We start from the raw sequence: 13,757 nt of genomic DNA on the forward strand, positions 1-13,757 counted from the left end.
CGCACGCACCGCGCCCCCCGGAGGCCCCTCCAGGGGGCGCGGGGAACTGCGCAAACTACCCCCACACAGCCGCACGTCCCGACCTCATGGCCGAGGGCAGACCCACCTCGCGGGTTACGTTGGGCACCGCCGAAACCGGAGCCGACCGACGGAGCCGACATGCCCTTCTCCCGCCTGGCCACCGCCACCACCCCCACCGCCCACCTGGGCCTGGGCCTCGCCGCGGTGGGCCGCCCCGGCTACATCACCCTCGACCGAGCCGCCGACCTCGGCGAAGGCGACGACCGCACGGTCGAGAACCTCCGCACCCGCACCCACCAACTCCTCGACGCCGCCTACGCCCAAGGCGTCCGCTACATCGACGCGGCCCGCTCCTACGGCCGCAGCGAGGAGTTCCTCGCGGACTGGCTGAAGCGCCGCCCCGACGTCACCGACGTGGTCGTCGGCAGCAAGTGGGGCTACACCTACACCGCCGGCTGGACCACCGACGCGGAGCGTCACGAGGTCAAGGACCACTCCCTCGCCGCGTACGAACGCCAGCGCGCCGAGACCGACGCGATCCTCGGCGACCGCCTGGACCTCTACCAGATCCACTCGGTCACCCCGGACAGCCCCGCCCTCACCGACAAGGACCTGCACGCCCGCCTCGCCGAGGCGGCGGCGCAGGGCGTGACCGTCGGCTTCTCCACCAGCGGCCCCCGCCAGGCGGACGCGGTCCGCGCGGCCCTCGCGGTCACCGTCGACGGCGAACCCCTCTTCCGCACCGTGCAGTCCACGTACAACATCCTGGAGACCTCCGCGGGCCCGGCACTGGCCGAGGCGCACGACGCCGGACTCACGGTGATCGTGAAGGAGGGCATGGCCAACGGCCGCCTGGCCGCACCGCACGCCCCCGAGCCGCTGCGCGCGGTCGCCGAGGAAACGGGCCTGGGCTGCGACGCGGTCGCCCTCGCCGTGGTCCTGCGCGAGCCATGGGCGGGCGTCGTCCTGTCCGGCGCGGCGACGGTCGTCCAGCTGACCTCGAACCTGCACGCGGCCGCCGTCGACCTCACCGACGACCAGCTCGCCCGCCTGGCTCCGCTGGGGGAGACCCCCGAGGCGTACTGGCAGCACCGAGGCACGCTGCCCTGGCACTGAGGACGTAGTTCGCACCCTGCGCGAGACATATGCGTCCTCGATGAGACATGAATGTCTCACATGGGGTACCGTTGACTCATGGCTGTCGACCGAGAGCACGTGCTGCGCAGCGCCGCGGCCCTGCTGACCCGCAAATCCACCGCGACCATGGACGAGGTCGCCAAGGCCGCCGGGATCAGTCGCGCCACCCTGCACCGGCAGTTCGCCGGGCGGGACGCGCTGGTCCGCGCGCTCGAGGCGCTGGGCATCGCCGAGTGCGAGGCCGCCCTCGCCGCCGCCCGCACCGACGAGGGTCCCGCCACCGGGGCCGTACGGCGCCTGGTCGCCGAGATCGAACCGCACGCGGGCCTGCTCGCCTTCCTCTACTCCGAGAACCAGCTCTTCGAGGGAGAGGAGCAGAACGAGGGCTGGGCGAGGATCGACGAGCGCGTCGCCGGGCTGTTCCGGCGCGGCCAGTCGAGCGGAGAGTTCCGCATCGACCTCACCCCGGCCTGGCTCACCGAGGCCCTCTACGGTCTGCTCGCCTCCGCGGCCTGGGCGGTCGCCGAAGGCAGGGTCGCGCCCAAGGACTTCACCCACATGATCGTCGAGCTGCTGCTCGGCGGCGTACGACGCCCGGAAGAACCGGCGGCAAGGAAGCAATCATGACCAGCGCCATACGGACGGCAGCCCCGACCGACGAGACGGCACCCCGCCCCGGCCGCTGGCTCGCCCTGTCGGTCCTCGTACTCGCCGTCCTGCTGGTGGCCGTCGACGCGACCGTCCTCGGCCTGGCCACCCCGTACATCAGTGAGGACCTCGCCCCCACCGGCTCCCAACTGCTGTGGATCGGCGACGTCTACTCCTTCGTGCTCGCCGGACTGCTGGTGTCGATGGGCAGCCTCGGGGACCGCATCGGCCGCAAGCGGATCCTGCTGTACGGCGCCGCCGCGTTCGGCCTGATCTCCGTGCTGAACGCCTACGCGCACACGCCCGAGGTGATGATCGCGGCGCGCGCCCTGCTCGGCGTCGCCGGGGCCACGCTGATGCCCGCCACCCTCGCGCTGATCCGCAACCTCTTCCACGACCCGCGCGAGCGGAGCCTCGCCATCGGCATCTGGGGCGCGACCGCCTCCGCGGGCACGGCGGTCGGCCCGATCCTCGGCGGACTGCTCCTCGAACACTTCTGGTGGGGCTCGGTCTTCCTGATCAACCTGCCGGTCATGGCGGTCCTGGTGCTCGTCGGCATCAAGCTGCTCCCGGAGTCGCGCGCCCCGGAACCGGGCCCGTGGGACCTGCCCAGCGTGGCCCTGTCGCTCGCCGGCATGATCGGCGTGGTCTACGCGGTGAAGGAGACCGCGAGCCATGGTGCCGCCGTGCCCGCCCTCGCGGCGGGCCTGCTGGGCGCGACGGCCCTGTACCTGTTCGTCCGCCGTCAGCTGGCGCTCCCGAAGCCCCTCCTGGACATGCGGCTGTTCCGCAGCCGGGGCTTCAGCGGCGCGGTGCTCGCCGACCTCCTGACCGTCCTCGGCCTGTCCGGCCTGGTCTTCTTCCTCTCCCAGTACCTGCAACTGGTCCAGGGACGGCGTCCGTTCGAAGCGGGCCTCGCGGAACTCCCGGCCGCGATCGGCGCGGTGGCGGCCGGCCTCATCGCGGGCCGGACCGCCCGCCGCTTCTCGGTGCGCTCGGTCGTCGCCGGGGGCCTGGCGGCGATCGGCCTGGCCCTGGCCGCCCTGACCGTCATCGGCCAGTCCACCGGCTACCCCCTGCTGGGCGCGGCCCTCCTGGTGGTCGGCGCGGGCGCGGGCTTCTCGTTCACGGTGACGGCGGACGTGATCCTCTCCGGTGTCCCGAAGGAACAGGCGGGCGCGGCCTCAGCCGTCTCCGAAACGGCCTACGAACTGGGGGCGGCCCTGGGCATCGCGGTCCTGGGCTCGATCGTCACAGGGGTCTACCGCGGCTTCCCGGCCCCGCAGGGCACGCCACCGTCCGCCCACGAGTCCCTGGGCAGCGCGGTGGAAGCAGCAACGCACATGCCCACTGCCACCGCGGCCCCCATGCTCGACGCGGCCCGAGAGGCCTTCGTCAGCGGCCTCACCCTGGCAGCGGGAGCGGGAGCAGCGGTCCTCCTGGCAGCCTCGGCAGCAGCATGGTTCATGCTGAAAGACCAACGGCTGGACAACGCGTAAAGGGGCGCGGGGAACTGCGCGTCATGCCCCACCCACCCACACGGAACCGGAAACGGCGGCGGGCGCCGGCGGAGAGGACTCCGCCGGCGCCCGCCGCACAGGAACGTCGACCTGACTAGGCCGCCTCCTTCGCCTTGCTGGCATACATGTCCACGTACTCCTGCCCCGACAACCGCATGACCTCCGTCATCACCGAGTCGGTGACCGCCCGCAGCACGTACCGGTCGCGGTCCATCCCCTCGTAGCGGGAGAACTCCATCGCCTCGCCGAACCGGACCGTGACCCGCCCGGGGCGGGGCAGCCCCGCCCCGCCCGGCTGGAGCTTGTCCGTGCCGATCATCGCGAACGGCACCACCGGCGCGCCGGTCATCAGCGTCAGGCGGGCGATGCCGGTGCGGCCGCGGTAGAGGCGGCCGTCGGGGGAGCGGGTGCCCTCCGGGTAGATCCCGAAGACGTTGCCCTCCTCCAGCACCCGGCGCCCGGTCATCAGCGCGGCCACGCCGCCCCGCCCGCCGTCGCGGTCGACCGGGATCATGCCGACGCCGGTGAAGAACCACGCCATCAGCCGCCCCTTGAGACCCTTGCCGGTGACGTACTCGTCCTTGCCGATGAAGAAGACCTGCCGGTCGCACACCAGCGGAAGGATCATCGAGTCGATGAACGTCAGATGGTTGCCGGCCAGGATCACCGGACCGTCGCCCGGGATGTGCTCCGCGCCCTCCACCTGTGGGCGGAACATCAGGCGCATGATCGGACCGAGCACTGCCTTGATGAGCGCGAAGCGGGACAACGGGCCCTCCGGTGGGAAGCGGACGTCGACGAATGCCGTATGAGTCTGTGCAGGTGAGGACATTACTCGCGGTCCGGGGAGTCGCGCACATCGGGCTCGTGGCAGTTAACCGAGGTCTTACGGACTCTTGACCCGGGTTCACCTGCGCGGCCGTGCGCGCGGGCGGCGCGCAACACGGCTGTCACGCTGTGACACAGCTCGCCCGGACCCGCGCACCGCCCGGGTACCCGCGCCCGCCGGCACGAACCGGACGCGCCGTCACATCCTCGCCTGAATACGACAGGCGTACGTCATTCGTAGGAGGGGCGTACGTCATGCGACACCACCCGTGTGTTCGGCTCGAGGTCTCCCGTGCGTCAACCGGGCGCACCTACGATCGGCCCGCACCGCACCAGCCGACACAGGAGGCGTTCATGGCGACACCGGAGTCGAACGAACAGGCGAGCGTGACCGGCCGGCGGGCCGTGCTCGGAGCGGCGGTTCTCGGCGCGGGCGGCACCGTCCTCGGGCTCGCCGGCACGGCCCGCGCGGCCCAGGGCGCCGGGCAGGGGCGCGGACGCGGCCTCGACAGCCTGCCCGTGCCGACGATCATCGGTCACCGCGGTGCCAGCGGCCACCGGCCCGAGCACACCTTCGGCTCGTACCAGCTCGCCCTCGACATGGGCGCGGACATCGTCGAGGCGGGCGACCTCGTCCCCACCAAGGACGGCCATCTCGTCTGCCGCCACGAACCGGAGATCGGCGGCACCACCGACGTCGCCGAGCACCCCGAGTTCGCCGGCCGCCGCACCACCAAGACGCTGGACGGCGTCCAGGTCACCGGCTGGTTCACCGAGGACTTCACGCTCGCGGAGCTCAAGCGGCTGCGCGCCGTGGAGCGCATCCCCGCCAACCGCCCCCACAGCACCCTCTACAACGGCCGCTGGGACATCCCCACCTTCGAGGAGGTGCTGCGCTGGCAGGACGAGCAGACCCGCAGGCGCGGCAAGCAGGTGTGGATCTACCCCGAGCTCAAGCACCCCACCTACTTCCGCAAGCTGGGCCTCGGCCTGGAGGAGCGGGTGGCGAAGGTGCTGCGCCGGCACGGCAAGGACCGCAGGAACTCCCCGGTCATCCTTCAGTCGTTCGAGCCGACGGCCGTCCAGCGGCTCGGCGGACTGGTCGGCAACCCGCTCGTCGTCCTGCTCGACGGGGCGGGCACCCGCCCCTGGGACTTCACCGAGGCCGGCGACCCGCGCACCGTCGACGACCTCATCACGCCCAAGGGCCTGAAGGAGATCGCCTCCTACGCGCAGGGCATCGGCCCCACCCTGAACCTGATCATCCCGCGCGACTCCGCGGGCCGGCTCACCGAACCCACCACCCTGGTCCGGGACGCCCACCGCGCGGGCCTGATCCTGCACCCCTACACACTGCGCAACGAGAACCCGTTCCTGCCCGCGGAGTTCCGCAAGGGCTCCGACCCCGACGCCTATGGCGACGTCTTCGGCGCCTACCGCGCCTACTTCGCCACCGGCATCGACGGCGTCTTCACCGACCACCCGGACACCGGGCTGCTGGCCCGCGAGGACTTCGTCAACCGCTGATCCGCACCGCCCCCGGAAGGGGTGAGGCACGTGCGCCCCGGGCAACCCCGCCCGGGGCGCACGTGTCGAAGCGGTCGTGAGAACCGACCCGTTCGCCGCGCACGAGTCACCGACCGCGCACGATCCGCTGCCCACGCACGATCCGCTCCCCACGCACGATCCGCTCCCGGAGCGCGACCTGATCGCCCTGCTCGGCCCCCTTCTCGCCGCGGAGGCCGCCGCCGAGGCGTCCGGCGGCGCCGAAGCGGGCGACCTGGAACAGGCGGTCTGGCTCCGCCTCCTCGAGCGGCTCCGCCGTGCTGGACCGCCCGCCGACCCGCAGCTCTGGCTGCGCCGCGCGATCCGCGCGGAGGCCCGCCGCATCCGTCGCACCGCCCGCCGTGAGACAGCGCTGACCTGCGAACCAGCCGACACCGGGCGGCACGATCCGGAGCGGCTCGCACTCGTCGCCGTCCACCGCGGCGCCCTGCGTGACGCGGTGCGCCGGCTCCCCGGCCGCTGCCCCGGTCTGCTGGCCGCGCTCCTGTCCCCCCGCGATCCGACATACCGCGAAATCGCAGGGGAGTTGGGTATCTCACAGGGCAGTATCGGTCCGGAACGCTCCAGATGCCTGGGATGTCTGCGTCGTTTACTCGCGACGGAGGTTGCGGCGGGCTGAGGACGGGGATAGGAGTGGGGGACGACAGGTGATCAGGTGAGCGGGAGGCGTGCGCACATGGGCATGAGCGTGACCATCTCTGCGGCGGCCGAGCAGGACGCGGAGCAGATCTTCAGGTTGCAGTACCTGTGCTTCCAGAGCGAGGCGGCCCTCTACGGCAACTACCGCATCGATCCCCTGGTCCAGACCCTCGAGTCGGTCCGCGAGGAGGTCGTCCGGGACTGCGTTTTCGTCGCGCGCCTCGGCGACGAGATCGTCGGGTCGGTGCACGGCAGGATCACCGAGGACGGCGCCGCCGCGATCGGCAAGCTCTGCGTCCACCCCCGTCTCCAGGGTCACGGCATCGGCGCCCGGCTCCTCAAGGCCGCCGAGGCCGCGCTCGCCGGCGAGCGCGGCGCCCGCACGTTCCGGCTGCACGCGGGACACCGCAGCGAGAGCAACCTCCGCCTCTACAGCAAGGTCGGCTACCAGCGCGTCGGCACGTCCCGCGGCGCCGACGGCGTACCGATGATCGTGCTGGAGAAGAAGGCGGAGACGTACGCGACGACCGCCTGACCGTGACGGCGTGACAGACCGCGTGACCAGGGCCGGCCGCCCGTCAGGCAGCCGGCTCCTGGACGCGTGACCGGCGCAGCCAGTACACGGCGGTCAGCGGCAGCAGCACCGGGATGAAGAGGTAGCCCATCCCGTAGTCGGACCACACGGTGGCGTCGGGGAAGGCGGACGGCTCCACCAGCGTCCAGGTGCCGACGGTCAGCACGCCCACCAGCTCGGCGGCGCAGCACACCAGCGCCGCCCTGCGGGCCTTCTCCCCGCCCCGCACCAGCGTGTAGGTGATGAAGCCGTAGACCACGCCGGCCAGCGCCGACAGCGAGTAGGCGAGCGGCGCCCGGTCGAACTCGGTGGCGATCTGGTAGGCCGAGCGCGACAGGGCGCCCACCACCATCACCCCGTACAGCCAGACCAGCAGCAGTCCGGGTCCGCTCGCCAGCCGCGTCCGGTTCGGCCACTCCCGCGTCGAGGTCACCTCAGCCTCCCCAGATGTCGAACAGCCGCACCTCGAGCACGGCCAGCACCACGCCGCTCGCCGCGACGGTCACCGAGCCCCACCGCGTGCGCTCGCCCAGCGACAGGAAGCCCGCCGCCGGGACGCAGGCGAACGAGCCCAGCAGATACGCCACGAAGATCGTCGTGCCCTGCTCCGGCTTCTCGCCTCCGGCCAGCCGCACGATCCCGACCACCAGCTGCACCAGCGCCAGCAGGGTGACCACGGCCATGCCGATGAAATGCCAGTCCTTCGTCGGCTGGTCACGGTAGGCGGCCCAGCCGCACCAGGCGGCGAGCAGCAGCGCGGCGACAGCGGTCACCACGGTCAGGACATCCAGCATGGCAGGGAGCCTATTACGCCGGAAAAGCCGCGCCGACCTCGGCCCCGCGGCCGTCGTTCCCGGTCCGCCTCCCGTGCCCCGTAGGGTCGATGGCATGACCATTCATGCGCGTGCCCTGCTGTTCGACAACGACGGGACCCTCGTGTCCTCCCTGGACTCCGTCAACCGCTGCTGGACGCGGTGGGCCGTGGAGTACGGGCTGACGGCCGACGACTTCGCGCGGATCGAGCTGCACGGCAGGCCGGCCGCCGAGATAGCCGCCGACCTGCTGCCCGCCCACCTGGTGCCGCAGGCCGTCGCGCGCATCGAGGACCTGGAGGTGGAGGACGTCGCCGAGGGCGGGGTCGGCCTGCTGCCCGGGACGAAGGAGTTCCTCGCCGGACTGCCCGCCGAGCGCTGGGCCGTGGTCACCTCCGCAACCCGGCGGCTCGCCGAGGCCCGGCTGGGCGCCGCGGGCATCCTGCCCAAGACCCTGGTCGCCGCCGACGACATCACCCATGGCAAGCCCGACCCCGAGCCCTACCTGCTCGCCGCGCGCATGCTCGGCGTCGATCCCGCGGAGTGCGTCGTCTTCGAGGACGCCCCCGCCGGGCTCCAGGCCGGCCGCGCCGCCGGCATGACGACCGTGGCCTTGGCCACAACCCACCGCGCCGAGGAGCTGACCGCCGACCTGGTGGTGAGGGACCTGTCGGCCCTGTCCGTACTGGTCACGGATGCCGGGATCGACATCGGCGTACGGGCCTGACGTGCGCGCACGGGTGTCCACGGCTGTCCACCATGCGGACGGCCGGGTCCGTTCAGAAGTGAACGTCTGCTTTACTGACCCACATGACCACGACGAGCGACCGCACCCCTGCGACCGAGGCGACCATGACGCCCGGTGCTCGTTGTATGTGTCTCCGCCGAATGTGCGCCTTCTAGAGGGCCCCCGCACCGCCTGAGCCTCGCGCCCCGAAGCGAGAGCCGGCTCGTGTCCGCCCGCGTGCCCCGCACGCGCGACCGGGCCAGCCCGTGCACGTCTCTCCCCGGACTCCCGTACGTCCGTGAGATCCGTGCCGCCCTGCCGCCATTCCCTGCATGCCACGTGCCCGGCGCCCACGACGTGCCGCGCACTCGACAGTGACGGAAACCCACGTGATCACCACCTCGGGCCTCACGAAGGTCTATCGGACTCACCGCTCCCGCGGCCGCGAGGTCACCGCCCTGGACGGCGTCGACCTGCACGTCCGCGAAGGCGAGGTCTACGGCGTCATCGGCCAGTCCGGCGCCGGCAAGTCCTCCCTCATCCGCTGCGTCAACCTGCTGGAGCGTCCCACCTCGGGCACCGTGACCGTGGCCGGCCAGGACCTCACCGCGCTCGCCGGCCGCGGCCCCCGCGCCGGCCGGGAGCTCCGCCAGGCGCGCAGCCGCATCGGCATGGTCTTCCAGCACTTCAACCTGCTGTCCTCGCGCACCGTGCAGGACAACGTCGAACTCCCGCTGGAAATCCTCGGCAAGTCCGGGAAGGAACGTTCCCGCAAGGCGCTGGAACTGCTCGACCTGGTCGGCCTCGCCGACAAGGCCAAGTCCTACCCGGCCCAGCTCTCCGGCGGCCAGAAGCAGCGCGTCGGCATCGCCCGCGCCCTCGCCGGAGACCCCAAGGTGCTGCTCTCCGACGAGGCGACCAGCGCCCTGGACCCGGAGACCACCCGCTCGATCCTCCAGCTGCTGCGCGACCTCAACCGCCAGCTGGGCCTCACCGTCCTGCTCATCACGCACGAGATGGACGTCGTGAAGTCGATCTGCGACTCGGCCGCCCTCATGGAGAAGGGCCGCATCGTCGAGTCCGGCACGGTCACCGACCTGCTGGCCACCCCCGGCTCGGAACTCGCCGCCGCGCTGTTCCCCGTCGGCGGCGAGGCGAGCGGCGACGACCGCACCGTCGTCGACGTGACCTTCCAGGGCGAGAGCGCCACCCAGCCGGTCATCTCCCAGCTCTCGCGCACCTACAACATCGACATATCGATCCTCGGCGCCGCCATCGACACCGTCGGCGGGCTCCAGGTCGGCCGCATGCGCATCGAACTGCCCGGCCGCTACGAGGACAACGTCGTGCCCATCGGGTTCCTGCGCGAGCAGGGCCTTCAGATCGACGTCGTCGGCCACGACGAGCCCACGCTGGTGAAGGAGGGTGCCAAGTGACCTGGTCCGAGATGCAGCCGCTGCTGGAACAGGCCTGTACCGAGACGCTGGTCATGGTCGGCTGGTCCACCCTGATCGCCGTCGTCGGCGGCCTTCCGCTCGGCATCCTGCTGGTCCTCACCGACAAGGGCGGACTGCTGCAGAACACCGTGGTGAACAAGGTCATCGGGCAGATCGTGAACATCGGCCGCTCGCTGCCGTTCATCATCCTCATGGTCGCCCTGATGAACTTCACCCGCTGGGTCACCGGCACCACCATCGGCAGCGAGGCCGCGGTCGTGCCGCTCGCCATCGGCGGCATCCCCTTCTTCGCGCGGCTCGTCGAGACCGCCGTGCGCGAGGTGGACCACGGGCTCGTGGAGGCCGTGCAGGCGATGGGCGGCAACACCTGGACCATCGTCCGCAAGGTTCTCGTTCCCGAGGCGCTGCCCTCGCTGATCGCCTCCACGACCACCACGGTCATCGCGCTCATCGGCTACTCCGCCATGGCCGGCACCGTCGGCGGCGGCGGACTCGGCGACCTCGCCGTCCGCTACGGCTACCAGCGCTTCGAGACCGGCCTGATGTGGATCACCGTGGCGATCCTCGCCGTGGTCATCTCGCTGATCCAGTTCGCCGGCGACTTCGCCGCCCGCGCCCTGCACCGCCGCGGCGCCCGCTCCGGCCCCGGTCCGAAGCTGCGGCTGCTGAAGGGCGAGGAACCGGCCACCGCCGAGGTCGGCAAGGCCGCCTGACCCGGCCGGGCCGCCCGCGCCACCCTCCCCCCGACTCCCCGTGCACCAAGACGGGGTCGCACCACCCAAGGAAAGGCACTTTTCGTGCGTAACACCGCCAAGATCACCACCGCCGTCCTCGCCGCCGGAGCCCTCACCCTCGGGCTCTCCGCCTGCGGCTCGGACAAGGACGCCGCCTCCGACACCTCCGGCCCGCTGGTCGTCGCCGCGAGCCCCGTGCCGCACGCCGAGATCCTGAACTTCGTGAAGGACAACCTCGCCGAGAAGGCCGGCCTCGACCTCGAGGTCAAGGAGTTCACCGACTACGTCACCCCGAACACCGCGACGGAGGACGGCTCGGTCGGCGCCAACTACTTCCAGACCCAGCCGTACCTCGACGACTTCAACAAGAAGAACGGCACCCACATCGTGTCGGTCGTCGACGTTCACCTGGAGCCGCTCGGCCTCTACTCGCACAAGGTGAAGGAGGCCGACGAGCTGAAGAGCGGTGCCACCGTCGCGATCCCGAACGACACCGTCAACGAGGGCCGGGCGCTGCAGCTGCTCGCAGCCAACGGCCTGATCACCCTCAAGGACGGCGTCGGCACCTCGGCGACCCCCGCGGACATCACCGAGAACCCCAAGAAGCTCACGTTCAAGGAGCTCGAGGCCGCCCAGACCCCGCGCTCCCTCGACGACGTCGACGCGGCCGTGGTCAACGGCAACTACGCCATCGAGGCCGACCTGAAGCCCGCCGAGGACGCCCTGGTCCTCGAGAAGGCCAAGGACAACCCGAACAGCAACCTGCTCGCCGTCAAGGAGGGCCAGGAGAACGACCCGCGCGTCAAGAAGCTCGCGAAGCTCCTCACCTCGCCCGAGGTGAAGAAGTTCATCGAGGACAAGTACGCCGGTTCCGTGCTCGCCTCCTTCTGATCCGGCCTCGCGCCGGCCACGGGGTCCACTCCGCGCGAGGGGCGGACCCCGTGGTGCGTCCCGGTGCTTTCATGCTGCATGCTGGGCAGTTCAGCAGCACCCGACGGTCTCTCAGGTTACGGAGCGGCGCATGACGAGCACCTTCCCCGACATCTCCCTCAGCACGGAGCGGTTGGTGCTGCGTCCCCTCGACGCGGACGACGTCCCCGCCCTCGCCGCGATGATGAGCGACGAGCAGGTGGGCGCCTGGACCGGCGTCCCGCAGCCGTTCACCGAGGACACCGCCCGCACCTGGATCACCGAGTACGCCCCCGCCGAACGCGCCGCGGGACACGGCCTGGACCTCGCCGTCGCCGAGTTCCTCACCCAGCGCCTGGTCGGCCTCATCCGGCTCACCCGCACCAACTGGCACGTGCGGTCCACCGAGCTGTCGTACATCGTCGCCCCCTGGGCGCGCGGCGAGGGCTACGCCTCCGAGGCCGCGCTCGCCACCGCCCAGTGGCTCTTCGGGGACCAGAAGCTCCAGCGCATCGAACTGCGCACCGCCGCCGACAACACCGCCGCCCAGCAGGTCGCCCAGAAGATCGGCTGCATCAGCGAGGGCGTGCTGCGCAACGCCTGCATAGCCAGGGTCCGCGGCGAGGACGGCGGCTGGAGCGAGGTCCGCACCGACTACATCGTGTGGAGCCTGCTGCCCGAGGACATCGAGGGCGCGGACGGACAACTGGCCGACAGCGGCGGCTTCCCCGGCTACACCGACTGGAACTGACGTCCGAGGGGCGGACGGCGGCCCGCACCGGCGCGGCGGCCCGTGACCGCACCAGGTAATCTCAGCAGACCGCCTCCGGGCGGAACAGCCGACGACGACCTGCGCAAACCTCAGGAGACTGACGACGATGGCCGACCGGGTCACGGTGATCGGCTGGGACGGCTCGCCGCTGACCGACGCGGCACGCGCCGCGCTCGGCGCCGCCACGCTGGTCGCAGGCGCCGCACACCATCTGGCGCTCCCCGAGGTGCCCCCCGCGGCCGAGCGGATCCGCCTCGGCTCCGTCTCCCTCGCCGCCCGCCGCATCGCCGCCCACCGCGGCACCGCGGTCGTGCTCGCCGACGGCGACCCCGGCTTCTTCGGCGTCGTGCGCACCCTGCGCGCACCCGAGTTCGGCCTGGAGGTCGAGGTCGTGCCCGCGGTCTCCTCGGTCGCCGCCGCCTTCGCCCGGGCCGGGATGCCGTGGGACGACGCGGAGGTGGTCGTCGCCCACCCGCGCACCCTGCGCCGCGCGGTGAACGTATGCCGGGCCCACACCAAAGTGGCGGTTCTCACCTCGCCCGGAGCCGGGCCCGCCGAACTCGGTCTGCTGATGGAGGGCGTCCACCGCTCCTTCGTCATCTGCGAGGAACTCGGCACCGAGCGCGAACAGGTCACCGTCGTCACCTCCGACAAGGCCGCCGACCACACCTGGCGCGACCCCAACGTGGTCATCGTCATCGGCGGCCCGGTGGCCTCCGGCGACTCCGCCGGCTGGATCGCCGGACGCAACCCCTCCGCGGGGCCGCGCGGCTGGACCCTGCCCGCCGGGGAGTACGGCGGCGACCTCGGCGAGGGCGAGCGGGAACCCGTGCGCACCGGCCAACTCGCACGTCTAGGACCGGGCCTTGGCGATCTCGTCTGGGACATCGGCTGCGGCTCCGGGGCGTTCGCCACGGACGCGGCACGGGCCGGGGCCGCCGTCATCGCCGTCGACCGCGACCGCCACGCCTGCGCCCGCACCGACGCCGCCGCGCGCCGCCAAGGCGTGCAGATGCAGATCGTCCACGGCTCCGCGCCGCAGATCCTGGAGAACCTCCCCGAGCCGGACGTGGTCAGGGTCGGCGGCGGGGGAGCGGCCGTGGTCTCCGCCGTGGCCGACCGCCGTCCGCAGCGCATCGTCACGCACGCCGCCACCCGTGACGCCGCCGAGCTGATCGGCCGGAACCTGACGGAGCACGGCTACCGCGTCGAGTGCGCCCTCCTCCAGTCCGTCGAACTCGACACCCAGGCCTGGACGGAGAAGGAACGGAGCGTCGCGTTCCTGCTCAGCGGGGTGCTGCCCGCCCGGGGCCGCTGAGCCCCAAAGCCGTCCCCGTGATCGGTTTGTCGTACTGCGCGCGGTAGGCTGGCCGATCGTTGTACCGCACTGGTCACCCGGCGCTTCGTCGGTCA

General features: G+C 71.9%; 15 protein-coding genes. 12 read left to right on the forward strand and 3 right to left on the reverse strand.

The features are described from left to right. The first annotated feature begins 159 nt into the window (after positions 1-159). From ELQ39_RS26440 to ELQ39_RS26450, 3 genes are all read left to right on the forward strand, one after another. On the forward strand, positions 160-1,137 hold the full coding sequence (locus ELQ39_RS26440; protein WP_242594323.1) for an aldo/keto reductase: 978 nt from the start codon (positions 160-162) through the stop codon (positions 1,135-1,137). Between the two features lie 78 nt (positions 1,138-1,215). Further along, positions 1,216-1,785, forward strand: a complete 570-nt coding sequence (locus ELQ39_RS26445; protein WP_242594324.1) for a TetR/AcrR family transcriptional regulator — start codon at positions 1,216-1,218, stop codon at positions 1,783-1,785. After that, complete coding sequence (locus tag ELQ39_RS26450; protein ID WP_242594325.1) at positions 1,782-3,305, forward strand: MFS transporter; 1,524 nt, start codon at positions 1,782-1,784, stop codon at positions 3,303-3,305. Before ELQ39_RS26445 ends, ELQ39_RS26450 begins: the two co-directional genes overlap by 4 nt. A 115-nt stretch (positions 3,306-3,420) precedes the next feature. On the opposite strand, the gene ELQ39_RS26455 is transcribed toward ELQ39_RS26450, so the two are convergent. Continuing rightward, entirely contained in the window at positions 3,421-4,095 is a 675-nt protein-coding gene (locus tag ELQ39_RS26455; protein ID WP_114873301.1) for a lysophospholipid acyltransferase family protein, read from the reverse strand. A 413-nt stretch (positions 4,096-4,508) separates the two neighbouring features. Between ELQ39_RS26455 and ELQ39_RS26460 the strand changes: the two genes are divergently transcribed. The 3 genes from ELQ39_RS26460 (at position 4,509) to ELQ39_RS26470 (ending at position 6,894) form a co-directional block, all read left to right on the forward strand. Continuing rightward, positions 4,509-5,681 (forward strand): glycerophosphodiester phosphodiesterase, encoded by a 1,173-nt coding sequence (locus tag ELQ39_RS26460; protein WP_225642316.1) that lies wholly within the window; start codon positions 4,509-4,511, stop codon positions 5,679-5,681. A gap of 127 nt (positions 5,682-5,808) precedes the next feature. Further along, on the forward strand, positions 5,809-6,339 hold the full coding sequence (locus tag ELQ39_RS26465) for a sigma-70 family RNA polymerase sigma factor (RefSeq protein WP_391675380.1): 531 nt from the start codon (positions 5,809-5,811) through the stop codon (positions 6,337-6,339). Positions 6,340-6,396: 57 nt separating this feature from the next. After that, positions 6,397-6,894, forward strand: a complete 498-nt coding sequence (locus ELQ39_RS26470) for a GNAT family N-acetyltransferase (protein ID WP_190004322.1) — start codon at positions 6,397-6,399, stop codon at positions 6,892-6,894. A 43-nt stretch (positions 6,895-6,937) separates the two neighbouring features. Here the strand turns inward: ELQ39_RS26470 and ELQ39_RS26475 are convergent, their stop codons facing one another. Both ELQ39_RS26475 and ELQ39_RS26480 read right to left on the reverse strand, forming a co-directional pair. Further along, entirely contained in the window at positions 6,938-7,366 is a 429-nt protein-coding gene (locus ELQ39_RS26475; RefSeq protein ID WP_242594326.1) for a hypothetical protein, read from the reverse strand. Between the two features lies 1 nt (position 7,367). Next, entirely contained in the window at positions 7,368-7,727 is a 360-nt protein-coding gene (locus ELQ39_RS26480; protein WP_190004165.1) for a hypothetical protein, read from the reverse strand. Between the two features lie 94 nt (positions 7,728-7,821). Here ELQ39_RS26480 and ELQ39_RS26485 point away from each other — a divergent pair, with 94 nt between their 5' ends. The 6 genes from ELQ39_RS26485 to cbiE all read left to right on the forward strand — a co-directional run bounded on the left by ELQ39_RS26485 (position 7,822) and on the right by cbiE (position 13,662). Continuing rightward, on the forward strand, positions 7,822-8,472 hold the full coding sequence (locus ELQ39_RS26485) for an HAD family hydrolase (protein WP_242594327.1): 651 nt from the start codon (positions 7,822-7,824) through the stop codon (positions 8,470-8,472). Between the two features lie 389 nt (positions 8,473-8,861). Continuing rightward, a complete protein-coding gene (locus ELQ39_RS26490; RefSeq protein ID WP_225628918.1) occupies positions 8,862-9,908 on the forward strand; it encodes a methionine ABC transporter ATP-binding protein in 1,047 nt (348 codons plus the stop codon). Further along, positions 9,905-10,642: a methionine ABC transporter permease gene (locus ELQ39_RS26495; RefSeq protein WP_242594328.1), complete on the forward strand. Its 738-nt coding sequence runs from the start codon at positions 9,905-9,907 to the stop codon at positions 10,640-10,642. Before ELQ39_RS26490 ends, ELQ39_RS26495 begins: the two co-directional genes overlap by 4 nt. Before the next feature lie 84 nt (positions 10,643-10,726). Beyond that, positions 10,727-11,554, forward strand: coding sequence for a MetQ/NlpA family ABC transporter substrate-binding protein (locus tag ELQ39_RS26500; RefSeq protein ID WP_190004169.1), 828 nt, complete (start codon positions 10,727-10,729; stop codon positions 11,552-11,554). 130 nt (positions 11,555-11,684) lie between these two features. Next, positions 11,685-12,323 (forward strand): GNAT family N-acetyltransferase, encoded by a 639-nt coding sequence (locus ELQ39_RS26505; RefSeq protein WP_190004170.1) that lies wholly within the window; start codon positions 11,685-11,687, stop codon positions 12,321-12,323. 127 nt (positions 12,324-12,450) lie between these two features. After that, a complete protein-coding gene (gene cbiE, locus ELQ39_RS26510; protein ID WP_225628916.1) occupies positions 12,451-13,662 on the forward strand; it encodes a precorrin-6y C5,15-methyltransferase (decarboxylating) subunit CbiE in 1,212 nt (403 codons plus the stop codon). The last annotated feature ends 95 nt before the right edge of the window (positions 13,663-13,757 follow it).

It is taken from the genome of Streptomyces sp. GB4-14, from assembly GCF_022696125.1.
GTDB lineage: Bacteria > Actinomycetota > Actinomycetes > Streptomycetales > Streptomycetaceae > Streptomyces > Streptomyces werraensis.